The sequence below is a fragment of the Candidatus Bathyarchaeota archaeon genome, from assembly GCA_026014805.1.
Lineage (GTDB): Archaea > Thermoproteota > Bathyarchaeia > Bathyarchaeales > SOJC01 > JAGLZW01.
Genome location: JAOZHR010000024.1, coordinates 36434 through 60286 on the forward strand (window position 1 = coordinate 36434; position 23853 = coordinate 60286).

General features: G+C 42.0%; 35 protein-coding genes and 1 tRNA gene. 18 read left to right on the forward strand and 18 right to left on the reverse strand.

The window, feature by feature from the left end:
• The first annotated feature begins 49 nt into the window (after nucleotides 1-49).
• The gene (locus tag NWE91_05800) at nucleotides 50-871 is read left to right on the forward strand and encodes a M55 family metallopeptidase (protein ID MCW3985904.1); all 822 of its coding nucleotides are present in this window, start codon (nucleotides 50-52) and stop codon (nucleotides 869-871) included.
• On the opposite strand, the gene NWE91_05805 is transcribed toward NWE91_05800, so the two are convergent.
• Genes NWE91_05805 through dph5 form a run of 3 tightly spaced genes read right to left on the reverse strand, consistent with a single transcriptional unit; the run spans nucleotide 868 to nucleotide 2383 of the window.
• Nucleotides 868-1344, reverse strand: coding sequence for an FAD synthase (locus NWE91_05805; GenBank protein MCW3985905.1), 477 nt, complete (start codon nucleotides 1342-1344; stop codon nucleotides 868-870). The two genes, NWE91_05800 and NWE91_05805, sit on opposite strands and share 4 nt — an antisense overlap.
• Nucleotides 1323-1583: a DUF357 domain-containing protein gene (locus NWE91_05810; GenBank protein ID MCW3985906.1), complete on the reverse strand. Its 261-nt coding sequence runs from the start codon at nucleotides 1581-1583 to the stop codon at nucleotides 1323-1325. Before NWE91_05810 ends, NWE91_05805 begins: the two co-directional genes overlap by 22 nt.
• Nucleotides 1580-2383 carry a diphthine synthase gene (gene dph5, locus NWE91_05815; protein MCW3985907.1) on the reverse strand — a complete coding sequence of 268 codons (804 nt, stop codon included), beginning with the start codon at nucleotides 2381-2383 and terminating at the stop codon, nucleotides 1580-1582. The genes NWE91_05810 and dph5 overlap by 4 nt, the downstream gene beginning before the upstream one ends.
• Before the next feature lie 168 nt (nucleotides 2384-2551).
• Here dph5 and NWE91_05820 point away from each other — a divergent pair, with 168 nt between their 5' ends.
• From NWE91_05820 to NWE91_05835, 4 genes are read left to right on the forward strand one after another with little or no spacing between them, the layout of a single operon-like run.
• A complete protein-coding gene (locus NWE91_05820) occupies nucleotides 2552-3346 on the forward strand; it encodes an integrase (GenBank protein ID MCW3985908.1) in 795 nt (264 codons plus the stop codon).
• Nucleotides 3346-3573: a hypothetical protein gene (locus NWE91_05825; GenBank protein ID MCW3985909.1), complete on the forward strand. Its 228-nt coding sequence runs from the start codon at nucleotides 3346-3348 to the stop codon at nucleotides 3571-3573. Before NWE91_05820 ends, NWE91_05825 begins: the two co-directional genes overlap by 1 nt.
• Nucleotides 3570-4025, forward strand: a complete 456-nt coding sequence (locus NWE91_05830; GenBank protein ID MCW3985910.1) for a hypothetical protein — start codon at nucleotides 3570-3572, stop codon at nucleotides 4023-4025. Before NWE91_05825 ends, NWE91_05830 begins: the two co-directional genes overlap by 4 nt.
• The gene (locus NWE91_05835) at nucleotides 4025-4672 is read left to right on the forward strand and encodes a site-specific integrase (protein ID MCW3985911.1); all 648 of its coding nucleotides are present in this window, start codon (nucleotides 4025-4027) and stop codon (nucleotides 4670-4672) included. Before NWE91_05830 ends, NWE91_05835 begins: the two co-directional genes overlap by 1 nt.
• 73 nt (nucleotides 4673-4745) lie before the next feature.
• Here the strand turns inward: NWE91_05835 and NWE91_05840 are convergent, their stop codons facing one another.
• The 6 genes from NWE91_05840 to NWE91_05865 form a co-directional block, all read right to left on the reverse strand.
• Nucleotides 4746-4925 (reverse strand): DUF1508 domain-containing protein, encoded by a 180-nt coding sequence (locus tag NWE91_05840; GenBank protein MCW3985912.1) that lies wholly within the window; start codon nucleotides 4923-4925, stop codon nucleotides 4746-4748.
• A 659-nt stretch (nucleotides 4926-5584) separates the two neighbouring features.
• A complete protein-coding gene (locus NWE91_05845; GenBank protein ID MCW3985913.1) occupies nucleotides 5585-6220 on the reverse strand; it encodes a hypothetical protein in 636 nt (211 codons plus the stop codon).
• A 21-nt stretch (nucleotides 6221-6241) separates the two neighbouring features.
• The gene (locus NWE91_05850) at nucleotides 6242-6751 is read right to left on the reverse strand and encodes a hypothetical protein (protein MCW3985914.1); all 510 of its coding nucleotides are present in this window, start codon (nucleotides 6749-6751) and stop codon (nucleotides 6242-6244) included.
• Between the two features lie 7 nt (nucleotides 6752-6758).
• Nucleotides 6759-7097: a hypothetical protein gene (locus NWE91_05855; protein ID MCW3985915.1), complete on the reverse strand. Its 339-nt coding sequence runs from the start codon at nucleotides 7095-7097 to the stop codon at nucleotides 6759-6761.
• Nucleotides 7097-7522 carry a hypothetical protein gene (locus tag NWE91_05860; GenBank protein ID MCW3985916.1) on the reverse strand — a complete coding sequence of 142 codons (426 nt, stop codon included), beginning with the start codon at nucleotides 7520-7522 and terminating at the stop codon, nucleotides 7097-7099. Before NWE91_05860 ends, NWE91_05855 begins: the two co-directional genes overlap by 1 nt.
• Nucleotides 7515-7700 carry a hypothetical protein gene (locus NWE91_05865; GenBank protein MCW3985917.1) on the reverse strand — a complete coding sequence of 62 codons (186 nt, stop codon included), beginning with the start codon at nucleotides 7698-7700 and terminating at the stop codon, nucleotides 7515-7517. Before NWE91_05865 ends, NWE91_05860 begins: the two co-directional genes overlap by 8 nt.
• A gap of 286 nt (nucleotides 7701-7986) precedes the next feature.
• Between NWE91_05865 and NWE91_05870 the strand changes: the two genes are divergently transcribed.
• The 4 genes from NWE91_05870 (at nucleotide 7987) to NWE91_05885 (ending at nucleotide 10173) form a co-directional block, all read left to right on the forward strand.
• On the forward strand, nucleotides 7987-8211 hold the full coding sequence (locus NWE91_05870) for a hypothetical protein (protein ID MCW3985918.1): 225 nt from the start codon (nucleotides 7987-7989) through the stop codon (nucleotides 8209-8211).
• The gene (locus tag NWE91_05875; GenBank protein ID MCW3985919.1) at nucleotides 8208-8786 is read left to right on the forward strand and encodes a hypothetical protein; all 579 of its coding nucleotides are present in this window, start codon (nucleotides 8208-8210) and stop codon (nucleotides 8784-8786) included. Before NWE91_05870 ends, NWE91_05875 begins: the two co-directional genes overlap by 4 nt.
• A gap of 263 nt (nucleotides 8787-9049) precedes the next feature.
• Nucleotides 9050-9127, forward strand: a tRNA-Lys gene (locus NWE91_05880).
• A 254-nt stretch (nucleotides 9128-9381) separates the two neighbouring features.
• Complete coding sequence (locus NWE91_05885) at nucleotides 9382-10173, forward strand: hypothetical protein (GenBank protein MCW3985920.1); 792 nt, start codon at nucleotides 9382-9384, stop codon at nucleotides 10171-10173.
• A 110-nt stretch (nucleotides 10174-10283) separates the two neighbouring features.
• Here NWE91_05885 and NWE91_05890 read toward each other — a convergent pair whose 3' ends face one another.
• The 4 genes from NWE91_05890 to NWE91_05905 form a co-directional block, all read right to left on the reverse strand.
• Nucleotides 10284-10469 carry a hypothetical protein gene (locus NWE91_05890; GenBank protein ID MCW3985921.1) on the reverse strand — a complete coding sequence of 62 codons (186 nt, stop codon included), beginning with the start codon at nucleotides 10467-10469 and terminating at the stop codon, nucleotides 10284-10286.
• Between the two features lie 218 nt (nucleotides 10470-10687).
• Entirely contained in the window at nucleotides 10688-11119 is a 432-nt protein-coding gene (locus NWE91_05895; GenBank protein ID MCW3985922.1) for a DUF371 domain-containing protein, read from the reverse strand.
• Nucleotides 11106-11582, reverse strand: a complete 477-nt coding sequence (locus tag NWE91_05900; GenBank protein MCW3985923.1) for a GNAT family N-acetyltransferase — start codon at nucleotides 11580-11582, stop codon at nucleotides 11106-11108. Before NWE91_05900 ends, NWE91_05895 begins: the two co-directional genes overlap by 14 nt.
• 18 nt (nucleotides 11583-11600) lie before the next feature.
• On the reverse strand, nucleotides 11601-12563 hold the full coding sequence (locus tag NWE91_05905; protein MCW3985924.1) for a helix-turn-helix domain-containing protein: 963 nt from the start codon (nucleotides 12561-12563) through the stop codon (nucleotides 11601-11603).
• A gap of 245 nt (nucleotides 12564-12808) precedes the next feature.
• On the opposite strand from NWE91_05905, the gene glmS reads away from it, so the two are divergent.
• Both glmS and NWE91_05915 read left to right on the forward strand, forming a co-directional pair.
• On the forward strand, nucleotides 12809-14665 hold the full coding sequence (glmS, locus tag NWE91_05910; protein MCW3985925.1) for a glutamine--fructose-6-phosphate transaminase (isomerizing): 1857 nt from the start codon (nucleotides 12809-12811) through the stop codon (nucleotides 14663-14665).
• Nucleotides 14666-14750: 85 nt separating this feature from the next.
• The gene (locus NWE91_05915; protein MCW3985926.1) at nucleotides 14751-15434 is read left to right on the forward strand and encodes a protein-L-isoaspartate(D-aspartate) O-methyltransferase; all 684 of its coding nucleotides are present in this window, start codon (nucleotides 14751-14753) and stop codon (nucleotides 15432-15434) included.
• A gap of 5 nt (nucleotides 15435-15439) precedes the next feature.
• Here NWE91_05915 and fen read toward each other — a convergent pair whose 3' ends face one another.
• Nucleotides 15440-16477: a flap endonuclease-1 gene (gene fen / locus NWE91_05920; protein ID MCW3985927.1), complete on the reverse strand. Its 1038-nt coding sequence runs from the start codon at nucleotides 16475-16477 to the stop codon at nucleotides 15440-15442.
• 198 nt (nucleotides 16478-16675) lie between these two features.
• On the opposite strand from fen, the gene psmA reads away from it, so the two are divergent.
• The 6 genes from psmA to NWE91_05950 are packed head-to-tail and all read left to right on the forward strand — an operon-like array spanning nucleotide 16676 to nucleotide 20626.
• Complete coding sequence (psmA, locus tag NWE91_05925) at nucleotides 16676-17398, forward strand: archaeal proteasome endopeptidase complex subunit alpha (GenBank protein MCW3985928.1); 723 nt, start codon at nucleotides 16676-16678, stop codon at nucleotides 17396-17398.
• Nucleotides 17399-17412: 14 nt separating this feature from the next.
• Nucleotides 17413-18099: a ribosome assembly factor SBDS gene (locus NWE91_05930; protein ID MCW3985929.1), complete on the forward strand. Its 687-nt coding sequence runs from the start codon at nucleotides 17413-17415 to the stop codon at nucleotides 18097-18099.
• A gap of 32 nt (nucleotides 18100-18131) precedes the next feature.
• Complete coding sequence (gene rrp4 / locus NWE91_05935) at nucleotides 18132-18836, forward strand: exosome complex RNA-binding protein Rrp4 (protein MCW3985930.1); 705 nt, start codon at nucleotides 18132-18134, stop codon at nucleotides 18834-18836.
• The gene (gene rrp41, locus NWE91_05940; protein ID MCW3985931.1) at nucleotides 18829-19566 is read left to right on the forward strand and encodes an exosome complex exonuclease Rrp41; all 738 of its coding nucleotides are present in this window, start codon (nucleotides 18829-18831) and stop codon (nucleotides 19564-19566) included. Before rrp4 ends, rrp41 begins: the two co-directional genes overlap by 8 nt.
• Nucleotides 19566-20354: an exosome complex protein Rrp42 gene (gene rrp42, locus NWE91_05945; protein ID MCW3985932.1), complete on the forward strand. Its 789-nt coding sequence runs from the start codon at nucleotides 19566-19568 to the stop codon at nucleotides 20352-20354. The genes rrp41 and rrp42 overlap by 1 nt, the downstream gene beginning before the upstream one ends.
• A gap of 2 nt (nucleotides 20355-20356) precedes the next feature.
• A complete protein-coding gene (locus NWE91_05950) occupies nucleotides 20357-20626 on the forward strand; it encodes a 50S ribosomal protein L37ae (GenBank protein ID MCW3985933.1) in 270 nt (89 codons plus the stop codon).
• 35 nt (nucleotides 20627-20661) lie between these two features.
• Here the strand turns inward: NWE91_05950 and NWE91_05955 are convergent, their stop codons facing one another.
• From NWE91_05955 to NWE91_05970, 4 genes are all read right to left on the reverse strand, one after another.
• Nucleotides 20662-20910 carry a hypothetical protein gene (locus NWE91_05955; protein ID MCW3985934.1) on the reverse strand — a complete coding sequence of 83 codons (249 nt, stop codon included), beginning with the start codon at nucleotides 20908-20910 and terminating at the stop codon, nucleotides 20662-20664.
• Nucleotides 20911-20924: 14 nt separating this feature from the next.
• Nucleotides 20925-23096 carry a CDC48 family AAA ATPase gene (locus NWE91_05960; GenBank protein ID MCW3985935.1) on the reverse strand — a complete coding sequence of 724 codons (2172 nt, stop codon included), beginning with the start codon at nucleotides 23094-23096 and terminating at the stop codon, nucleotides 20925-20927.
• Nucleotides 23097-23183: 87 nt separating this feature from the next.
• Complete coding sequence (locus NWE91_05965; protein MCW3985936.1) at nucleotides 23184-23492, reverse strand: elongation factor 1-beta; 309 nt, start codon at nucleotides 23490-23492, stop codon at nucleotides 23184-23186.
• Nucleotides 23462-23593: a zinc finger domain-containing protein gene (locus NWE91_05970; protein MCW3985937.1), complete on the reverse strand. Its 132-nt coding sequence runs from the start codon at nucleotides 23591-23593 to the stop codon at nucleotides 23462-23464. The genes NWE91_05965 and NWE91_05970 overlap by 31 nt, the downstream gene beginning before the upstream one ends.
• Between NWE91_05970 and NWE91_05975 the strand changes: the two genes are divergently transcribed.
• A complete protein-coding gene (locus tag NWE91_05975; protein MCW3985938.1) occupies nucleotides 23535-23747 on the forward strand; it encodes a hypothetical protein in 213 nt (70 codons plus the stop codon). The two genes, NWE91_05970 and NWE91_05975, sit on opposite strands and share 59 nt — an antisense overlap.
• The last annotated feature ends 106 nt before the right edge of the window (nucleotides 23748-23853 follow it).

The following is a 23853-nucleotide window of genomic DNA, read 5'->3' on the forward strand; positions in this document are numbered from 1 at the left end:
ACGTAATGAAGTCTTTTATTTATCAAAGGCAAATAAGAAGCGGTCTACAATGAAGGTTTTCATTTCAGCGGACATGGAAGGAATTTCAGGTATAACACATGCCGAACATGTACTCCGAAGCGGAAAAGAGCATGAACGTGCCCGAAAACTTATGACCGAGGAAGTAAACGCCGCTGTCGAAGGCGCTTTTGAAGCAGGAGCCAGAAAGATAGTAGTCAACGATTCTCACGGCACTATGAAAAATATAATCCCAGAAGAACTCCATGAAAACGCAGAACTCATAACTGGCTCACCTAAACCCATGTTTATGATGGAAGGCCTCGACGCGTCGTTCAACGCTATATTTTTCATAGGCTATCATGGAATGCGAGGCGCCTATCCAAGCATTCTTGAACATACATACAGCAGCCGGGTAGTATACAACATATCCATAAATGATAGACTAATGGGCGAAACTGGCATCAATGCTGCAATAGCAGGGTATTATGGTGTGCCCATTGCGCTAGTCACTGGAGACCAAAAACTGATAGAAGAAGCACACACATTCCTCGGAAAAGTTGAGACTGTAGTTGTCAAGAAAGCTGTGGGAAGAACCGCTGCCCGTTGTCTCAGTCCAGTCAAAGCTAGACAGCTAATAAAGAAAGGCGCGATTAAAGCTTTGAAACAAATTGGCAACCTCACACTTTTCAAGATAAAGCCGCCGATAAATCTTGAAGTTGCATTCATCAATCCGGGAATGGCTGAAATGGCAGCCTTAGTGCCAGGTTCAAAGCATATCAATGGCAGAACTATCTCTTTTAGCTCAGAAGATATGATAGAAGTTTACAAGGCTTTTCTGGCGATGATTACGCTGGCTGGAACAACAGTCTAGGACCTACGTTTGTACAGTTGGATTATTTTTCTCTTGATTTCAGAGCTGCTATTAAGCTCGTCTTCACTGAACTTCCCAATTTTTACAACCTTTATTTCAAGGCCTTTATTCACAATAGCCTTTCTCACAATTTCTCCAATACCTTTCTGGTCATGTCCCAAAGCGATAATGTCTGGCTTTATCTTTTCAACAACCTTGTCTATGCTAAATTTTTCGTACCCTAGAATCGCTTCATCCACAACCTCTAAGGATTCCACCAACGCTCGACGTTGGTTCTCAGACATTACTGGTTTCTCGCCTTTCCTATTTTTTACAGTCTTGTCTCTTGCAACAATGACAATTAGCTCCACGTTTTTTCCACCCATCTTTTTTGCTTCTTCTAAGAACTTAACATGCCCAAGATGAAGCAAGTCGAACACGCCTGCCGTTAGAACTATAGGGCGCTTCTTTTCTACTTGTTTTCTATTGGCCATTGAAACTCCACCATTTCTAGTAATTTTAACGCTTCGAGCAAGCCTTCACAATACGCCACCGAGGCGAGAGCGGTCTCAAATCTTTTTTGGTCACGATAATATAGCGCATCCTCCAAGTATCTCTTCGCATAATCCAAAACCTTTTCGCCCCCTCCTTTATGGAAACTTCCTTCTTTTATTTGTTTGAAAACTTGCTGAGTGTTTCTTAAATATTTTTCAACTAACCCTTCAATAGTCATTTAATCAGCTTCTTTACGCTTTCAGGTGCATTTGTGAGCTCAATGAGAGCTTCTGCCTCTACAAAATGAAGTTTTCCTGGGAAAACGAGTGTGTGCGGAGGACTACCGAAATCATAATCTAATGCTTCGCCGAGTAGACAGGCTTTAACAACCGGGTTCATGGAACCGGCTCTTGCTATACCCACAACTAATGTACAGTATGTAATTATTGACTCTCTCCTTCTTTTCTCTGTTACCAGAAGCGTTTCCAGCGCCTCCTTTATAGTCATAAATCGCTTTTCCTCTGCTCTGACGTCTAGGAAGCAAAGTGTATGTAATCCTGCCTCTAGGTTCGTTTTCACCACGTTGTAGGGCGTTTCTGAAACAATGCAGCCGTCGGTAAAGGGGATTGTTACGCTTCTCCCAAACTTGTAGTTCTGCAAGCCTGACATCCCTATTGCTGCGGAGACTATAGAAGCGCCATGGACTAGGTGCGTTTTAATTCCCAATTTTTTTGCTTTTATCCGTAAATTCACATGTGTGGTGGCAATCAGCGGATCCCCAGGAACAAGAAAAACCGTTCTGCCTTTCTTTGCCACAGCAAGAATCTGCCGCCCATTATCCTCTTCAAGCATTTTCCTATTCACCACAACAATCTTCTTCCCCGTAAGATTTTCCAGTTTCTCAATATTCAGCCCCTTCATTAGACTGGTGTATAATTCCACGAAGACAAAATCTGCCTTTCTCACTTCTTCTAGACCACGTAGTGAAACATCGTTTTCGTCGTGTAATCCCAAGCCAACAAACACAAGCTCACCCATTTAAGTCACCACTAGCTTATGTGCAATAACGAAAAATATTAGGGTAGCTATGCTACAAAAGGATTGGAGAACTTGTGGGCCCGTAGCTCAGCAAGGCTAGAGCGGCGGACTCTTAATCATCTTTATAATCCTAAAAAGAGCTTAGATTGGGCTTCTTTTAAGGAAAACATGTTGAAAAACCGTTCTCGTAAACATGCCAAAGACGTAACAAACTATGCTAAGAAGTATTGCCATTGCTTGCTGAAGGAAGATTTCTCTGAGCTTCGCAGCTTCTCTCCTTCTAAAAGAAGACATGTTCTAGCTGCACTCTCAAACTTGAGCAAGTTTCTAGGAAGATATGAAGATTTCAAGAAACTCATTAGAAACTACGGTTTGAAATGGGAATCGGTTAAAGTTGAGGATTTGCTTATTTCACGTCTTAAAAGGTTTGATGCTCAAGGCTCTGTTTTAGAATGGGTGAAGGTGATCAAAGAGAGGTTCTCACAGTTTAGCGTATTCATGGATTTCGTCACTGTCAGTGGCTTGAGGCTTGTGGAAGCTATTGAATCTTACAATTTGATGATAGACTTGTCTGACAAGGGAAAATTAAACGAGTATTATGACGTTGAAAGAGAAGTTTTGGAGCATTTCAGATTCAAACAACTTTTCATAAGGAACAATAAAAAGGCTTTCGCAAGCTTTGTTCCTAAACAGCTAGTTAAAAGAATCAGCAGAGAAGAAAGGCTAACAATTTCCAAAATCTACAACCGCATAAAAAGGAAAGGTTTCAAGCCTAGATTTAGCGATGTTAGAGAATACTACGCTACTTACATGACGAAGTATCTAACGCAGTCAGAGATTGACTTTCTGCAGGGCCGTGTTTCTGGTAGTGTGTTTATGCGTAACTACTTCAACCCGGCATTATTGGATGATTTGAAAGAACGAGTTTTCAAAGGAATCAAGAATTTGAAGGTGTTAGCCTGATGCAGAAAGCCGAAGTTAGATTTGATAACTATCTACTGCCTCATTTTCTACGCAAGTCAGTGGTTGCTAAAACGGAATCTGGCGACATAATGGGCGTTCTCAGAAGGTTTGAAATGGGAACACAGACTTCGCATAAGCCTACTGTTCTGATTATGGAAATAGAAGATACTCTGCTAATCGTTAGAGCTTGGGATACTATAGCGACAAATGAGAGGATAAGGTTTTGAGTCAGCAGTTTTATGAAAGGTTTGTCAGCTTATTTTTTGGCTTTATTATTCTTTTAATGCTGGTTTTCGTGACAGCAGAGCTAATCTTCTTTTATTTTTCCATGCAAAACATCATTTTCTACTATGCTTATTTAGGAATGCTATTGTCTGATTTTTTCTATTTCATAAAGTATTATTTGCAGTTTAGAGATTTCAGAGAAGCTCTGAGTCAAGGCTTGCTTTTTCCATCAAACAACGAAAGCCCTTCAGATTTAGAACCATTAGAAACAGATGGATTAGAAGATGTTTCTTTGAAAGTTTGTCTATTCTATCGAAATGGGGCTAGTTTGAATGACATAGCTAAAGATTTTGGTTTCAGCCATCCTACTCAAGCGAAAAGAGAGTTGATTAAAGGCTTGGATATTTTGCTCAAAAGTTATGAAAAACACGAGAAAAAGGTGAGTGAAAAATAATGCCTCAAGCATGGCTTCAGAACGTTAAACGTAGAACGAATGAAGATATTAAAGAGCGTTTAGGGATTCAGCAAATTTACTACATGGTAACAGCTAACTCGTGGCCCTATAAGACAAACATGGAATTCTACATTAAAAGAGACAAAGCCTTAATGAGCTTGCTATTTCTTACTGCAGGCCGAATCTCTGAAGTGTTATCACTAAATAAGGAGCAGTTTGATTTTCAAGCTGACAAAAACTTCATTATCATACGAAACATGATTCTAGTTAAGAGGTTAAAGACAAGAAAGGGTAAACCAGTTAAGCATAGAACTGCTCCTATTCGTGACGAGGTTCCGCTTGCGCTTAAAGGCCCACTATCCAAATTCACGAGGCTTGTTCAAGACTATCTCAATCTGATTGAAGAACCTAAAGAGAAGTTATTCAAGTTTAAGCGTCACCGTGCATGGCAAATAGTGAATAATGTAACTGGACAGTGGTGTCACTGGTTCAGGAGCCAAGCTGAAAGCTACTATGGAAAATACGTTTTTAACACACCCTTCGCACTAAGAGATTTTGTGGGAGTATCAGATATTGAAAGCTTGGGGCCATATGTGAAGACTCAATGGAGAGACTACCAAGGCAAATTGCTCGGAAAAACAGATTAAACCATTTCGAAAACTGACTCAATATAGAAAAATGGGGAAACTGAGCCGAAAATGATTTACTGACTAGAGTTTTCTATACTGTTATATCTGCGATTTGAGCTTTGGGAGCATTCGTTTTGACTGAGTAAATTCCGTTTTTGCATCCGTCTTTTGATTCGTAGGCTTCGCTGGAAGCTATGACTTCACCATTGGGAGCTTTTAATCTCCATCTGAATTTTTCGGCAGCATCTTTATAGATTTCGAATTTTGGCATTGCTGACAAAATAATCGCCTCGCTGTAATAGTAGGCGTTGTTTAAAAATGCCCCTTAACACACACATGTCAATGACGAGCCATCAAACTATGGACGTTTCTTGTGCGTCTATTGAATATATAAGTCTCCTCTAGCATTTTGGCGTGGAATCTAATTTTCAATCGATTCTCGACATATTAAAGAGATTGAAATAACCTCCTTCAAACCGTTAGTGGCTAGATATCTTGTGGTATTGGTTGGAAGATAAATACAAGAGCGAGTTGTTAACACTCTTGAAGATTTTTAAGGGGGATAGGATTATTGCTTTTTCCTACGAACAGAAAGATGATTTGTGGAGTCTATTTATTCATCTCTCCAATGGTGTCATTCAGGTTAGGGGCAACAAAAAACACACGTTAGAAAGAACTCTTTACATCTCACCAATAGTCGAAACTGTTCCTTGGAAAAACCGAGCAAACTCTTTCCTCAATATTTAACGACTAAACCAACTTGTGTCTTTTGAAAGAATCCAATGCATTCTACAATATGCCTCTATTGTAGAATAAATGTTGATTGGAAGGGCTTAATGAACAGAGATAGAGTTATTCTATAGACTATAAGCCTCTCGCACTAGTCGTATAGGCGTTTGTTCGGTTGTTTGCTTGTTTCTTTTGGTTTAATCATCTCTTTTTCGCTTTGAACAACACGAAATCCTTTGATGCGTCAGCAATATCAACTGGAGAACCATTGTCGTCTAGGATGAATCCAATTTGGTGGAATAATCGTATATCTCTTCCGTTATGCGTATCCATCAACGCATACAAAATCGCTATAGCCCCTAGTGAATGAAGAGCGTTATCTAAATTGCCACTCTCAAGCGTCACTACCTCTGAATGCTTCACATCAGTAAAAGCACTCCACCATTCGAATTTACCATTCTCTTTGCGAAATGGATATAAGACATACTCACCTAACCCTGCAATACCAACGGCAACTAGATGAATGTTCTCTATCTCTTTGGATAGCCATTCTTGGTAATTTTTTATGTTCAGCGTATTTTCCTTCTGATTTGCTGCTTTTACCAACATATCCATAATAGAGCTGAAAACACTTCCACAATCTCTAAGAATACTAGCAAACTCGTAAGAGAACACCTCAAAGTTAGCGTGGTGGAAATCAACATATCGGCTTGCTTCAATCATTCTACTCTCAATCGCAGCATAGCGAAGTGCTGTGTAATCTAGAGTATCTGGAAACCAATTTCTTTTTGAGAATTTTCTCCATAGTAGCTGTGTTAGTCTCCTGTACCTTGGCATTCTAGGATAGTCTCCCTTTTTTCATGGGAATACATATTTTGCCTTTTCTTTTTGACTTTTTCCCTCTAGTTTCTGCTTTTCTTCCTTAATCAACTGTTCTAATGCGATCTCCTTAGCCTTCTCACGTAATTGAACATCTGCTAGCAGTTTCTTAGCTTTAGGTTCCTTCTGCCTAATTGCTTCATGAATGCTTGCCTTACTCCTACAAAACACAATACTGAGTTGATCGTATGAAAACCCCTTCCACCCTGCATCTTTATCTTCAGGATCAACATACGACTTGCTTTCAAAATAGACTAACGCAATTAGTACTTTATGCTCTTCCGACATATGCCGATTACACATAGAAACTGGATAATCACGCAATAATTCTAGGAAGAAACATTCATTCATTTCTTCTTCATTGGTTTTATCTTTTCTACGATAGAATTCTCTTATTTTCTTAATGAGCTGCTCTACCGTAATGTTAGAATAGTCAGTTTCAATAGGCGGTAATTGTATGCCCTTTTTCCTCAGAAGCCATAGACTCATAGAGCTTTCACTCCAAAATCGCCTCTAATCTATCATTACTGCTCAAAACTCGAGAAGCCTTCTTTCGCTTGTCAATAACTATGAGTTTCTTAGTCTTACGATACAGCTTAAACTTTTTCAGAACAGTGTCTAAAGGCACTCCTACAGCTACACAGTTTATCGCACTCAGAAGCATACCCTTACCCAAATATCCATTAGAAACCGGATAATAACTATGCTCACTGTCAAAATAGTGCTCCAAAATAAATAGCAACTCATGAAAACTTAAGGGTTCACCGTAAGCTGTGACAAGAACAAGAGTGTCGTTTTCACCTTTTTGGCCGTCAACAAGCTCAAACAGAACCATTAAGGGTTAACCTCACCTTCAAGAGCTGGTTTTTCATGCAAATCTAAAATCAACTGTGCTGAAGGAACCCTGTCTTTCCACTCTTCAGCTAGAATAAACACTTTATTACGCCAAGAAGGTTGAGGGTGGATATCCCATTGATCCAGCACCCTTTTGAAGTATATCTCCTTATGCTCCAAAATCTGTTTTTCGTGGATTTGTTCTGCGGTTAACGGTGGATCCAAAACTAATTTTTGGCTGTATTTCTTAATGTGCTCTTCATAAACTTCTTTTGAAATATAACCCAGCCGATACATTCCTTCAGTAAAGGGTAATAGGCCAGCATAACTTCTCCCTAGGCCTTTATCTGCTTGTAGTCTAATGAAACCCACATATAGAGGTTTTGAAAGATAAAGCATGACTCCATGTTCTCTGAAATTACCCAATAGAAACGCCTCTCGGGAAAACAATGAATGGTAGAAGTTTGGGGCTATAGTAGCTAGTTAGATACAGTATGCGTTTTAGCAGTATGCGTTTTAACAGCTTACCACTGAGCTGTTCATGTCTTCTGGTTTCGGATTCTGTGACAAAAGTTTTAAACAGTTTTGTGTATATTTCATCCATTGAGGCCCCCACCTCCTTTTTTGTGAGCTTGCTTGTTAGCCTCCTTTCTGAGCCTTCTTACCAGCACGATACCTTCGTTTTTGATCTCTCCAGAATTTTCGCAATTCTGGGCCATGCTTGAATCCTCGAGCCATTTTTATCAACTATAGTCTTGAGGACAAGCCATATATAATAGAATCTACGTTAAAGTCTAATAGACTAGAACCGCAATAACGGTGTGAAATATGAAAAGAAGCATGAAAGTCTTTCCTAGTCTAATACAATGTCTATTAGAGGGCTGAGCATTTTGGGAAAGAATATTAGCATTTACTTAACTGACGAAAACTTGGAATTTCTTGATCAATTATGCAAGGCTTGGAAAATGGGAAGGAGTCCAACAGTCCAATACCTTCTTGACTATATTCGGAAAATGGCACCAATGATGCTTCAAATAATGAAAGAAACACAATCTCCTTTAACTGATCACTTAACTAAGATATTTCCAGAATCGGAAAGAGGTGTTAAGCCATGAGTATTGAAGATTTCACTCAGGAGAAACCCAACCTGAATAATGCTTGGGAGACTTGGTTATCAATTGGGTTAAAAAGTGAGATCACATCAATACAGCAGTTACATCAATTGAGCCTTCAGATAATAAAATCAAAGATATACCCTATGATTACTGCACTAATTGGGGATGGACTGATAAAATGGTATTGCTTCCTTATCCATGGCAGAAACAACGATCCTAATCTTTACTTTCATATAAGATTCGAACCCCAAGAAAGAATAGAGAAAAGAGAGGAAATAGAAAGGTTCCTTCCGGAATATTGTGAGCATACGAAGACATTTTTAGAAGGTGCTAACGAAAGAAATGATGATCCCAAAAAAATAAGCGATATTGACGAATCTCTCTTTGAGCAAGGAGAGATCGAAGAAGCTTGGAGAATAATTGGAGAGCAATCTGGATGGATTATGAAGTTTTTGAATGCACATAAAAATGATGTAAACATTCTAGATGCTCAATTTGTGCAATTCCTACATTTCTTTACGAACATGGTAGGATTAGGGAACCAATTTACATATCGCAATATCAGGAGATTCTGAGTTTGGGTGAAAAGGCATGACTGGGATTTATAGAAAAAGTTACTCGAGTGAAAGTATTCAAAATACTCGAGTGAAAGTAATCCGCAAAACCGTAGGCATTACATTGCCACAGAGTCTAGTCAAAAAAGCTCGAAAACACAAGCTAAACATAAGTAGAATCACAGAACAAGCCCTAAATAGCATTTTAGACTATCTTGAATCCCCAAACAAAACCGAAAGCTCTAAATTTCTTAATTCACGTTCTTTTCTGAAAGAAAGTGAGTGGGCCCGTAGCTCAGCAAGGCTAGAGCGGCGGACTCTTAATCCGTAGGTCGCGGGTTCAATTCCCGTCGGGCTCGCCATATTCTTCCTCAAAACATGGATCAAGTATAGTTTGGAATTTCGTATCGCCACATTACGATTTCGTTGTTTGTCAATTTGTATCTGTCAGCGCCAGCATCGTCATATTTCCATGTTTCCTGTTCATTATTCTAGCGATGCCGCATCCAGAAAAAAGAACCTCAACTTGCGAATTTACCTAGCTCATATGATTATGCATACAGAGCATTTAATCTTAAATACGAAATCCCTGAAACAATTAGTCAGGTGTGACAAAATGACTATTGAAAAGCCTTCACACGAATTGTCCGTCGGCGAAATCCTTTCGCTAACGTTCAACCTTTACCTTTCCAAGTTTTGGCAGTTTTTCTTGCCTTTTCTAGTTGCCGGAATAATAATAGGGCTTTCCACATATGCAATAACTTCGTCTTTTCCTCTGCCAGCACAGCCAATCTCGACAGTCTCTTATGAAGAACTAGTAGAATGGCTTTTTGCTTTCTTTTCAGTAACCATCACAATAGGTGTTTTGTCGGGTCTCGTTTCGTGGATTGTAGGTGCCATCACTGTTGGAGTTGTTATCAAATGTGCTTCTGATCAAATAGAGAAAGGTACTTCAAATCTTGGCGTCAGCTTTGACTTTGCAATTTCCAAGCTTCCATTACTGCTCGTGGCTCAACTTGTTGCTGGAATCTTGACTCTAGTCGGATTGGTGCTTTTCGTAGTGCCTGGCATAATTATCGCCATAATGTTTTCGCTGATAATCCCCACAATAATTGTTGAGCAAAGAGGAGCCTTTGAAAGTCTGGGAAGAAGTAGGAGGCTCGTAAGTAATCGCTGGCTGAAAATCTTTGCTCTCCTATTGGTCTTAGGCATAATTGTTGGCATCGTCACCGGTGTCGCAATCATGTTAGCAATGCCATTCAACACTAGCTATCCAGTCATTGGTCCCCTTATCACAAACGTAATACCCGCCTTTGTAAGCCCAATTTATCCAATTGCGATAACCTGCCTCTATTATGCAATGGTTGCCAGAGAAATTCCACCGCCTCCACCACCTCCCACCCTTTAATCTACCGTCGCTTGAGCCTTGCCGGTAATGTCCATACGTGATGGTTGGCGTGGTTGTCTAGGAGGGAAACATCGAGGTCTCCGAAATATCGTCGAGCTTTCAAGGAAGAACTATTTTTTTGTCTTCACTTCTCTCTTTAATCTCTCTATTTCTTTTCTTAGATTTAAGATTTCGAAAAACAAGAATAAAGTGCCATGTTTTGCGAAATGCTCCACTTTCTCAGTTGTAGACTGATCACCCACTCTATCTCCAACTTTCTTAACAACTTCTTTCAAAAATAATTCCTTTTGACTCATTGCAAATCATCATAGAAGACACTCAGTTTTATGATAAGAGTTATGAAGTTTGAAACCTTATTCAAAATCTGAAATATCTGTGTAAGAAAGATGTGACTTGTGAAAATTACGGAAAGCAATATTGTGTGTTATCACGAATTTGACGACTACTCCAACTTGCATCGCTAAATTCGATTTATCACAACAGCAGAGCAGTTGAGTGGATCGTAGGCTAAAAATTATGTGGCATCCTCAACAGTTAACATCACGTCGATTTCCTGTTGAGAGTTTCTTAGCTTTGTCACGAAAGACCTTGAGAAATCTATGGCTGCTTTGTTAGCCTTTATTGCAAGCGTCCTTTCGCAGATATAGTTGCTTTTACGAACAACCAGATCAGTGGGATGATTAAATGTAAGTCTTGAGTTTCCCCGAGCTACAACTACTTCCTTTTCGCCGCCAACTTGAATTACAACGGTCAGTTTAGCGTCTTTTTTCCTCAGAATCTTCTTGAATTCATCACTCAAGTCTTTTATTCCTTTGCCCGCTCCCACAGCGATTATGCAATCGCCTCGTTTGGTTAGATAAGTATCCTTTGTAATTTCGAACGTGCTCTTGTTTGTGGCAAGAATTTTTTCATGGCCTCGTGCAATTATGGCCTCAACTGCTTTCATGGCTGTTCGTCTTTGATAATATGAGTTCAAGTATTATGGCGTCATGGCCCATACCGAAGAAGTTGCGCCCGATGCCGGATATTCTAAATCCGTGTTTGTAATAGAAGGGAATTGCAGAGGCACATTTGTAATGTACTTCTGCTACAATGATTTTTGTTTGACTGTTTTTTAGCGCTTTGAGCTCGGTTTCTAAAAGCAGTGTTCCGATGCCTTGATGTTGGTGAGCTAAATCTATGGCTATGTCTTCTAGTACACCGTGACCATTGGTTACATCGCCCATCACGTAGCCTACAACTTTGTGGTCCTTGACTGCTATAAAAGCCAGCTCAGGCTTGCCTTCTAGTTCTTCTTCAATATGTCTTTTATACCCTGCCTTCTCGGCGAAGGGGTTAGCCAGCATCGCTAGTTCAGAAACGATTTCTAAGTCGCTTTTCCGCATTTTTCTTATGATTATTTCTTTCATGCTTTTATGCACACGCCGCTATTCGAGTACTTCTACTGAGTCAACTTTCCCATCGCCGTCCAAATCAAAACCTTGAATAATCACGCCAAAATTATCTTCACCTTGATAATTCTTTAATGTTTGTTTCCAAAACTTCGCAAATGCGAGGACACATGCCTTGGTACCTACAGCTTTGTTGCCTGCAAAAACTATAACTCTCTTGTCTTTGGCCCACGGGTTTACTATCTTCGCAATTAGCCCCACGGTGTCAGCAGTATACACATTCTTAGTCTTTTGAGAAACTAGACCACCGAAAAGAAAACCATGCTCTGAAGGCGTCATATTAAACCTTATGGGAAGATGATCGTTAATTTCTTGGGTAATAAGATTGGTGCCTGGACCACCTACTAGAATCAGGTTGTTTTTTTCCTCTTTTTCAGCCTTTACATCTACATCCAGCTTTATGGCAAATTCATCTGGTAGCTCTGCATATCGCCCGAGAAAAAATGTCAGATAGGATGCATAGTGGCCATCACGAGCACTTGTTTTGAAGGCCCCGTGAGGATCAGGGCTCCCTACCACAATTTTGCCATCGAAGAGACCATCTTTCAGAACAGGATGTAAGAATAAAGATGTTTTTCTGTCGATAAAAGAGGGTAAAATCATTTTTTGCTTTTGACCGCCGAAAGGCAATTCCACTCCGAAAGCTGGAAAGCTTGCCTTGTAGTATTTTGCGATTGCTCCTTTCCTTTCCTCTTCTTTCACCTTTCTTATAACGTTCGCTTTTGCCAGCTTTCTCATGTGGTAATAGACTTTTTGCTCGTGAATGTTCAGCTTTTTAGCTATTTCCATTGGGTACATTTCTTTTTTACTGAGCAACAGGAGAATTTTCCATGTTAGCTTGCTTAGAACTGGCTTCAGTTTTTCGGGATGCTTATAAATGACAATTTCTTTGACTTCTCGCCATTTTCTGTCTTCACTGATCAGCATTTTTTTTTCCAATGTTCTTCTTTTGAGCATAAACCAGTTCCTTTATAAATATTTTATTAATGCCTCAGAGATTAAATATGGCCGGGAGGCTGTGGCTTTAATAGTTGATGTTACGTTTTCGATGAACGTATGAAAACCATTAAAAAAATGCTTTTTAGGCTAAGAGGTTTTTCCTAAAAATGCTTATAGAGCCCCCTTACTTACTAAGTCTTGAATTTCAGCGATTCAGCAAAGAGTTTGAGTGAGGCAATAAAAGAATGTGTGGAATATTTGGGTGTATTCTCAAAAACGGCAGTGCTGCGCCAGTAATTCACGCTGCTTTAAAACGACTTGAATACCGTGGCTACGATTCCGTGGGCGAAGTAACAATAGAAAATGGAAAGCTATTCGTGAAAAAAGATGCGGGAAAAATCGACGATGTCCATGCCATACGGAACCTTGATGACTTACCTGGGAGAATTGGCGTTGGACACACTCGTTGGGCGACACATGGAGCACCACTTCAAGTGAATGCACATCCCCACTTTGACTGTTCAGACCCGCCTAGAATAGCAGTCATTCATAACGGTATAATCGAAAATTTCACCGAACTCAAAAAGGAATTAGAAGACAGCGGGCATGTTTTTAGATCAAAGACTGACACTGAGATAATAGCTCATCTGATAGAAGAGAATCTTAAAAAGAAGGAGTTTACATCAAAAGTTACTGCCGCTTCAGACTTTGAGAATGCAGTGATTAGCGCTATTGAGCGTCTTCAAGGTTCTTACGCAATCGCAGTCGTTTCAACTTATGAACCTAACAGAATTATCTGTGTGCGCAACGAAAGTCCTCTTGTTCTAGGCATCGCTGACGATGCTTACTACTTTGCCTCTGATATTCCGGCGTTCCTACCTTTAACAAATAAGGTTGTTTTCGTGGAAAATGGAGAACTGGTAACTCTAAGCGATGAAGCCTATGAGATAAAGAAGCTGGTTGATGGTAGCACCGTGGTTCGCGAACCGAAGCTTGTTGACTGGACATCTGAAATGGCTGAGAAACAGGGGTATCCACATTTTATGTTGAAAGAAATTCATGAACAACCGCTTTGCCTTCGCAATACATTGCGGATTCAAGATAAGTATTTGGAGTTGTTGACAACTTTTCTTGATAGATCTCGCGAGGTAATTATGGTGGCTTGCGGCACATCCTATCACGCTTGTCTAGCGGCATCCTACATGTTCTCAAAACTGTCATTCTTGGCTACTCACCCAGTAATAGCCTCAGAGTTTACTGAGCAACATGGCAAATCGGTTAACATTGACAGCACAATTCTTGCAGTCAGCCAATCGGGTGAAACAGCCGACACTTTAGCTGCGGTTGAAACTGCAAGACAAAGAGCCGCCACAATTCTTGGATTGACAAACGGTGTAGGCTCCACTTTAACTCGCGTCTCTAGAGTTTACATTGGTCAACAATCTGGTCCTGAAATCGGCGTAGCAGCAACTAAAACATTTACGTCTCAACTCTCGGTTCTTTCGCAGTTAGCAATCAGGTTGGCTAAGAAGCGAGGTAAGGTTTCTCAAGAAGAAATTGATCTTCTGGACGAGAAAATCGAAGAAATTCCAGATATCACGGAAAAAATAGTTAAGACACAAGAGGAAAAAGTAAAGGCATTGGCCAAAAAATACAGGAATAAGCGTTGCTTCTTCTTTCTAGGCAGAGGAATAAGCTACGCAACTGCTCTGGAAGGTCGCTTGAAACTTATGGAGATCGCTTACGTGCCATCCATTGCTTTTCCTGCTGGCGAAAGCAAACACGGTCCCATCAGCCTTATTGAGCAAGGGTTCCCAGTGATTTTTGTTTGTCCTCCGGATGATACGCGGAAGACCCTAATAGGGAATATTATGGAGATGAAAGCTCGGGGGGCCTCCATTATTGCCATTTGTGAGGAAGGTGACGAGGAGATAATGAAGTTGGCCGATGATTACGTTGAAGTTACGAGAGGGATTCCTGAAGTTTTATCGCCTATACCTTACGTGGTGCCCCTTCAACTTTTTGCCTACTACATGGCCATCGAACGTGGCTATGACCCAGACATGCCTCGTAACCTAGCAAAGTCAGTAACAGTAAAGTAATACGCTTCCTCGCCCTCCACTTCTCCAATTTCAAGTACTTAAGGAACCTTAGCAATATTGTAAAGTGAGAGGAGCCTGCTAAGAGATGAAAAGAGATACAAGTGCTTGGGAGCAACTGGTTGACAACCTTGCTAACGAGAAGGCTCTCCGTTCCTTGGACGCCATTCGTGCAATGAAACAAGTGCCCCGCGTCCTCTTTTTACCCGAACGTTCGGTCGAATATGCGTCAGTAGATGCACCATTGCCGATAGGCAACGGACAAACAGTTAGTGCGCCTCACATGGTTGCGATTATGAACGAAGCGTTGGAGTTGGAGTTGGGGCATCGTGTCTTGGAGGTTGGCGCTGGCTGTGGGTGGCATGCCTCAACTATTGCAGAGATTGTGGCGCCGAAGGATGCCTCAAGATCGGGGCGGGGACACGTTTACACTGTGGAAATTGTAGCTGAGTTGGCACGGCTTGCTAGGGAGAATATTATGCGTCACGGGTTCGGTGATCGCGTGACTGTGATTCATGGAGACGGTTCATTAGGCTATCCCGATCAGAGTCCTTATGACCGCATTTTAGTAACTGCAGCCGCTCCTGAAATCCCTCCTCCTCTTGTGAAACAGCTTAAGATTGGGGGTGTTTTAGTTACTCCTGTTGGTAATGTTCACTTGTTTCAGTCTTTAATTCGTATACGTAAAGGTGCTGATAGTAGTTTGGCTAGAGAGAATTTGGGTGGAGTGGCTTTTGTGCCCTTGACAGGGCGTTTTGGTCATAAGGTTTAAGCGTTTTACCCGAAGAATGCATCAAGAGTGGTTTTGGCTTTCTCTTCCTTTATTCCCTTACTCATCTTTTCTAAAGCTTTCCTTACTCTGCCTTCTGTGAAGTCATGTTCTCTGCAAAGAAAATCCACAACGCCTCCTGTGTCAGGCTCGCGCCATTCTAGGCTGTAATTATCTGTGACTTTTGGGTGGAGAAATATGTCTTTTATTCGTTGATGGTTGGCTGGGAATTCTTTATTTTTTAATGATGTTCGTAGCAATTCATCAAGGCTACCGTGTTCTTTGATGAGTTTTAGGGCTGTTTTTGGACCGATGCCTTTTACTCCTTTTGGGTTGTAGTCTGTGCCGACAAGGATACCTATTTCTACCAGCTGCTCGTGTGTTATGCCCAGTTCGGCTAAGACTTTGCTGAGTTCAATGACTTCTGGAACGACTTCTACATATACTGGTTTTCTTGGAAGTTTGCGTCTGCCGCTTATTGTTACGTTGCGGATTAGAGTTGGGGCGCCGAATAGAAGTGAATCATAGTCTTGGCTGGCGCAGAAATCTGAGACTTCTTTTTTAGTCATGTACGCTGCTTGGGCTTCTCCTTCGCTTGGTGCTTGAATCCATGGAATGCCCATGAGCGTTAAGAGTCGTTTGCTATCCTGTTCCATGTAGTCTTTCAGTCGGGATGTGGCTTGAGCGTAGGTGCGGGCTTCTTCAATCCTGCCCTCTGCCAAAGCTTTTTCATACTTGACAGTAGCTTCTTCTTTTGTCTTTATTCGCCGTTTGATTTCAACTTTTTTTAGGGCTGGTGGGGCACCATCGAAGACATAGGCGACTTTTATACCCATTTCGACGAGGTTTGAGGTGCGGTAGAGCAGACCGCTAAGATGGCTGGTGACTCTGCCAGTGTTATTCTTCAGTGGAGTGCCGTCAGGTTGGCGGATAATTGCCAGAAATTGGTAGAGAGCATTGTAGGCGTCGATAGCGATGGATTTTCCAGCGAGGTTTTGCAGATCAACTTGAGTTTTTGGCACTAAAACCTTAAGGTTAACTCCCAAAGCGTGGCACCATTTAATAGAAACGTCGAAGACACAAAATAAGCCTTACCATAAGCTCGCAAAATGGCTATACGAAAAAGGTTAACTACCATTCTTGACCGGGTATTCTGACATGCGAACTTATACGAAAAGGTTTTTAGTATAGCATGCTGATTCTTGTCAAGCAAATGAGTAATGTCTGCATGAGGTGAAATACAGTTGTCAATATTTGCGGCACCAGGAGCATACGACCGAGCCATAACCGTGTTCTCCCCAGATGGCCGCTTATTTCAGGTAGAATATGCCCTCGAAACAGTAAACCGAGGAGCAACCATACTAGGAATAGTCTGCCCAGAAGGCGTAGTTTTAGGTGCAGAAGAAAAAATTGAATCAAAACTACAAGACTCAAGCTTCACATGGAAAATCTTCGCAGTAGACAGCCACATCGGCGCAGCAGTTGTCGGCTTAGGCTCTGATGCACGGATTCTAATCGACCAAGCACGCGTATACTGCCAAAGTAACAGATTAATGTACGACGAGCCCATTGATGTTGAAGTAATTTCCAAACGCATAGGCGACATAAAGCAACTTTATACACAGCACGCCGGAGTGCGTCCCTTCGGAGTCTCTATAATCTTCGGCGGCATCGACAAGACAGGTAACCGCCTCTTTTCTACAGACCCCAGCGGAACATACAGAGCCTACAAGGCAATTGCGGTGGGCGTTGGAAGAGAAACAGTTGAAGGCATCCTGAAAGAGGAATACCGCGAAGACTTAGGCTTGGAAGACTCCATAAAACTCACCGTGAAATGTCTCAGAAAAGCGCTCGAAGCCCGGGAAGAACAGCTTAGAGCCAAGATCAGCATAGTACCCACAACTACAAAAGCTTACCACGCACTGCCAGACGAAGAAGTCGAGAAATATATGAAGACCGTAGAGTAGAGTGAAATGCTGAAATGAGTGAACGATACACCGTTGCGCGCATAACCCGCGACGGTGAACGCTTCGAAATCCTAGTTAAACCGCAACCCGCCCGAAACTATACAATGGGCAGAACCACGTCAATATCTGAAGTCTTAGTTACAGACACAATATTTACTGATGCTGACAAGGGCACAAAGGCAAGCGAAGGCAAACTTGAAACTGCTTTCAAAACAACAGACATTCTGAAAATCGCGGAAATAATACTGAGAAAAGGAAATCTACAGCTGACAACAGACCAGAGGAGACAACTAACTGCAGAGAAACGAAGACAGATAATTGTTTTCATAGCACGTCAAGCGGTTGACCCTAAAACAAACCTGCCTCATCCACCCTTACGCATCGAACAAGCAATGGAACAGATCCACTACTCAATAGATCCTTTCAAAGAAGCTGAAGAACAAGCAAAAGACATAATCAAACTTCTACGTCCGATTCTCCCACTCAAAATAGAGCAAATCCAAGTCAAAGTGCGAATCCCCCCAGAATACGCCGCAAAAGCCTATGGAACAGTCAAAGGTTATGGCACGATTAAACGTGAAGAATGGCGCGCAGACGGCTCATGGTTCTCCATAATCGAAATGCCAGCAGGTCTCTACGGACCATTCTTGGACAAACTTGGAGAACTAACAAAAGGAACGGCAGAAGCAAAAAAGACGTAAAAAAAGGTTAAAAAAAGGAATGGTGGCGAAAAATGCCCACATTTTATGAAAGACGACAACTTGTAACTCCTGGCGATTTAGTAGCCGAAGGAAACTACATAGCCGGTGAGAACACATTCAAAGAAAATGAAAAACTGTACGCAACTCGTGTTGGACTAGTAGAATATGAAGAACGAAAAGTCAGCGTTGTCGCTTTGAAATCGTTCTATATTCCAAAAGTTGGAGACACCGTAATCGGAAAAGTGATGGAAATAACATTAGGAGGATGGATTCTAGATATCGATGCACCTTATCCAGCGGTCCTACGTGCTTCAGACGTCATGGAACGGTCATACCGCCCTCAGAAAAACGAACTATCATCCATCTTCGATATTGGAGACCTAGTTATAGCCAAAATTGTGTCTTACGACAGAACCCGCGACCCGCTTCTGACAGTACGAGAGCCTGGTCTTGGAAAAATTACTCGTGGTCAAATCATTGAAATCACTTCAACGAAAATTCCGCGAATTATCGGCAGGAAAGGTTCAATGATAAGCATGATAAAACGTGAGACAGGATGTCACATTCTTTTAGGCCAAAATGGAGTGGTGCTTATAAGCGGCAAGAACTTAGAAGACGAGCAGCTTGCAGCTATGGCTATCCGCAAAATAGAAGACGAGTCCCACACAAGTGGTCTAACCGATCGCGTAGCAGAAATGTTGAAAAAAGAAAAGGAAGGTGAAATTAAAAATGCCTAAAGCAGAAGGAAAATTGATTGACAAAGATGGTGTTAGAATAGACGGAAGGAAATTTAACGAGTTAAGACCAACAACGATACAAATTGGCATTCTTAGCAATGCAGACGGCTCAGCATATATTGAGCAGGGGAAGAATAAGATTTTAACGGCAGTTTATGGACCTCATGAAGTTCATCCAAAACATCTTGCTTTACCCGACCGTTCTCGATTGAGATGCCGATATCACATGGCGCCTTTTTCCGTGGATGAGAGAAAGTCGCCCGCTCCTTCAAGAAGAGAAGTAGAACTTTCGAAAGTGATACGAGAGGCCTTAGAACCATCAATCTTTCTAGAATACTATCCTCGAACATCCATAGACCTCTTCATAGAAGTCCTACAAGCAAACGGCGGCACAAGATGCGCAGGAATAACAGCGGCTTCATTAGCTTTGGCAGATGCAGGTGTTCCCATGCGAGACTTGACAGTCGCTTGCGCTGCAGGAAAATTAGAAGGGCAGCTTGTGCTTGACTTAAATGACAGCGAAGACAAAGAAGGGGAAGCAGACGTTCCTCTAGCGTATATGCCAAACCTAAACGCCATAACACTGCTTCAGATGGACGGTCAATTAACGCTTGAAGAATTTGAAAAAGCCATTAAGCTCTCTCTTGAGGGTTGCACACAACTCTATAAGATCCAAAAAGAAGCGTTAAAGGCGAAATATGTGGTCGTAAAGGAGGAAGTGAAAGAATAATGTCAATGATTATACGTGTAAAACAGCAACAAATCGCCCAACTAATGAGTAAAGGTAAGAGATTAGACGGAAGAGAGTTAAACGATTACCGTGAAATCAAAGTGGAAATGGGCGTCATCGAAAAGGCAGAAGGCTCAGCACGTGCTCTTTTGGGTAAAACTGAAGTCTTGGTGGGAGTAAAAATTGGAATCGGCAAACCTTTCCCAGACACTCCAAACGAAGGGGTCTTAACAGTAAACGTTGAGCTTGTTCCCCTGGCATCACCAACATTTGAACCTGGTCCCCCAAAAGAAGACGCTATTGAACTCGCAAGAGTAACAGACAGAGGTATACGAGAGTCAAAAGCCATAGACCTTGAAAAGCTCTGCCTAGAACCAGGGAAAAAGGTACTCATAGTATTCGTTGATGTCTATGTGCTCAACTATGACGGAAATCTCATTGACGCTTCAGCTATCGCAACGCTAGCAGCTTTATTGAACACAAAGATGTTCAAGTACGAAGTTGAAGAAGGAGAAGTCAAGGTAAAACCAGGCTACACTCCATTACCGATACAAAACTACCCCATAGCAGTAACGTTCGCAAAGATAAATGGCAAACTTGCTGTTGATCCTTGGCTAGAGGAAGAACAGGTTATGGACGCTAGACTGACGATAACCATTGAAAAAGAAGGAAAAATATGCGCCGTTCAGAAGGGAGGAACTGGCTATTTTACCACAGAATATATCTTGGAAGCAGCAAAAATCGCTAAAGAAAAAGCTTCAGAAATACGCAAACTGCTGGTGAAGTAGCAATGGGAAAAACAAAGAAGATCGGCCCAACAGGAGGGTTGAAGAGCCGATACGGTGCAACTGTAAGGAAAAGATACATCGAAGTGGTGACAGAGACCAAAAGGCGACACAGATGCCCTCAATGCCACGCGTCTACTGTGAAACGCCAAAGTGTTGGAGTTTGGGAATGCAGAAAATGCGGGTTTACCTTCACTGGAGGAGCCTATACACCTTCAACTAAACTAGGCGCTACGGCAAAACGAGCAGCAAGAGGGGCTTCCACAGAAGGTTAGAAAGGAGAATAACAAAAATCAACAAAGCCGCGTTCTTACGTACTTTTTCTTCTCCTCACTTTGCGCAATTCCACTCGTCGTTTGCCTCTTCCAAGAGCAGAAACATGGATTATGCCCTCTATTTCCAATCGCATTAGCTCCTTGTTCAAGACGCTGAATCCTAAGTCACCACGAACTTCCCTGACCATATCGTGCAGTTCAGCATCAGTTGTAGGTCCTTTGCGCTGTAGTAGCTCTACGATTACCGTGGAAAGAGGGTGGGGTTTCCAAGTTTTGGCACTCATTTTAACAACATCTCCTACGCCACAGGTGTTGTAGGCTTCTGCACTCTTCTTATCTGTTTGACAAATCCTTTATACCATATTTCCATATCAGGTGAAATTGTTGGCCCTATCTGATTTACTGCGGCCTTGAAATCCGCTAGTGTCACCAGTTCGGAAGTTATACTTTTTCTCAGAGCATTCAACCCAGCCTCACGGCAGAGTGCTTGAATGTCCGCTCCACTGTAACCCTTCGTTGTCTTAGCGTGAGCCTCTAAATCAACATCTTCAGCCAAAGGCATGTCTCTTGTATAGATTTTGAACATCTTCAGTCTAGCCTGCTCATCTGGCTCGGGTACATAGACAAGTCGGTCAAAGCGTCCCGGACGTAGCACAGCACGATCTATAATGTCAGGTCGATTTGAGGCCGCGATGACAACTACATCTTCCAAGGTCGTTATGCCGTCCATCTCTGTTAGAAGCTGACTGATAACGCGTTCTGTGACGCCGCTATCGGAGAGACCCATACCTCTTCTAGGTACGAGAGAGTCAAATTCATCAAAGAAAATCACTGCTGGTGCGGCCATTCTCGCTTTCCGGAATACTTCTCTTATGGCTTTTTCCGACTCTCCAACCCACTTACTGAAGACCTCTGGGCCTTTTATTGTAATGAAGTTTGCTTCGCTTTCTGTTGCTACTGCTCTTGCCAGCATAGTCTTGCCGCAGCCAGGCGGCCCAAATAAGAGAATGCCCTTTGGCGGTGTTATGCCCAACCGGCTGAAAACTTCTGGGTTTTTTATGGGCCATTCAACTGCTTCTATTAGCTCATGTTTTATCTCTTCCAACCCGCCTATGTCAGTCCAGTTCACCGTGGGTGTTTCTATATATACTTCTCGCATAGCAGTAGGAGTTATTTCTTTGTAGGCGTTAAGAAAGTCTTCCATACGTACTTCCATCTTTTCTAAAACTGCGGGGGGAATATGTTCTTCTTCTAAGTTTATTTCGGGGAGATATCGTCTCAGAGACTTCATTGCTGTTTCTCTGCTCAAGGCAGCCATATCTGCTCCTGTGTAGCCATGGGTCATTCCAGATAGTTTCTTCAGGTCAACGTCTTCTGCTAGGGGCATGCCGCGTGTGTGAATTTGCATGATTTCGTGGCGGTCCTTCTTATCTGGAACACCTATTTCTATTTCTCGGTCGAAGCGGCCTGGTCTTCGAAGTGCAGGATCAAGGGCTTGGGGTCGGTTGGTGGCACCTATGACGATCACGTTCCCTCTTCCGCTCAAACCATCCATGAGAGCTAAGAGTTGTGCAACTACTCGTCTTTCAACTTCACCTGTGACCTCTTCCCTTTTTGGCGCAATTGCATCTAACTCGTCGATAAATATGATGCTTGGAGAGTTTTGCTGCGCTTGCTGAAAAATCTCGCGTAGTCTTGCTTCTGATTCACCATAGAATTTGCTCATTATTTCTGGACCGTTTATAGAAGCGAAATTTGCTTCTGATTCATTTGCCACGGCTCTTGCTAGCAAGGTCTTACCGCAACCGGGTGGACCGTGGAGTAGAACACCTTTAGGAGGATCTATTCCTAGACGTTGAAAAAGTTCTGGATGCCGCAGTGGCAGCTCTACCATTTCTCTTACACGTTGCATTTCTTCGTGTAGACCACCTATGTCTTCGTAAGTGGTGTGAGGAAGTCCTTTTGTTTCTGGAGCTGGTTCGGTAAGTATTTGGAAATGTGTGTCTTTTGTGATGCGAACTATTCCATGAGGACGGCTTTTTGTTACTGTGAATGGTATAGCGTGTCCGAGCATCATCACTAGTGTTGTGTCACCTTCGACGAAGGTGCGTTCCATTAAACGGTTTTTAACAAAGTTTGTAAAGTCCTCGTCTACGTTTAAGCGCATATCGACAGGCGCTAGAACTACATTTGTCGCGTTCTTTACCGCAGCTGGTTTGATTGCAACATATTCGTTTATGGCAACACCCGCGTTTTTGCGTGTGAAGCCGTCTACGCGGATTATGCCCCGATCTTGGTCTTCGCTGTACGCGGGCCAGGCAATGGCGCTCGTTGTTCGTTTGCCTGTGATTTCTATGACGTCGCCAGCGCTTATGCCAAGTTTTTGCATAGTTTTTTGGTCTAGGCGGGCTATGCCACGACCTACATCTCGTTGTTTTGCATCCCCTATGCGGAGCTGTATTTCACTCATGTTTATGCCTTCTTTTTTAATGTGATTGTGAAGTTTACGAAGTCGAAAAGGGTCATGTGACTTATAAATATTACAAGCTAATAGGCATTAGCGTGTTCTTCTCACCATAAGCGTTTGAATCTGGCTCACTGTTGGAATTTTTTCTATATTTTTTTCCACTTCATCTAAGATGCCAGTTTCATCCTCTGGAATTCGAATGTAGGCTATAAGGGCGTTTAGGCCAAAAGCAACGGGCTCTGTCTGGTAATCAGCGTAAATTTTTGCTTGAGGCGGAAGGGCTTTCTCTATTTGCTTTTGCAGCTTATTAAAGTCTACTTCTATCCCTGTTGGAAAAATTTTGTAGCTTATTACTACGTTTGCCATTTTTATGGCCCCGTAAATCCGCATTTTGGGCATCTATAATGACGCCCGAATTTGCGGCATTTTTGGCATCGCCAGATGATTATTTCGTTACAGTTTGGGCAGTTGAATTTTGTGGCTTTTGTGCCTGTGAGTATGGTGCGGTTGCAGCTGGTGCAGATGGGTGCTTGTATCGTAGTTGTGGTTTTGGTTGCGGTGCTCATGGTGAGGTTTTCCTTTGTGAATTTGGATTTGTATAATGAAGGGTTACTTATATTTGCTGTGTTTAAGATGCATCCTGAAGGAAAATGAAAACATAAGGAATGCATAATTTTTGCTATTCGTCATCCATTCATGCTGTAGAATGATATCCATACCTAGTGTCTGTTGGCTGCCTAGCTGAAACTAAGTAAAATCT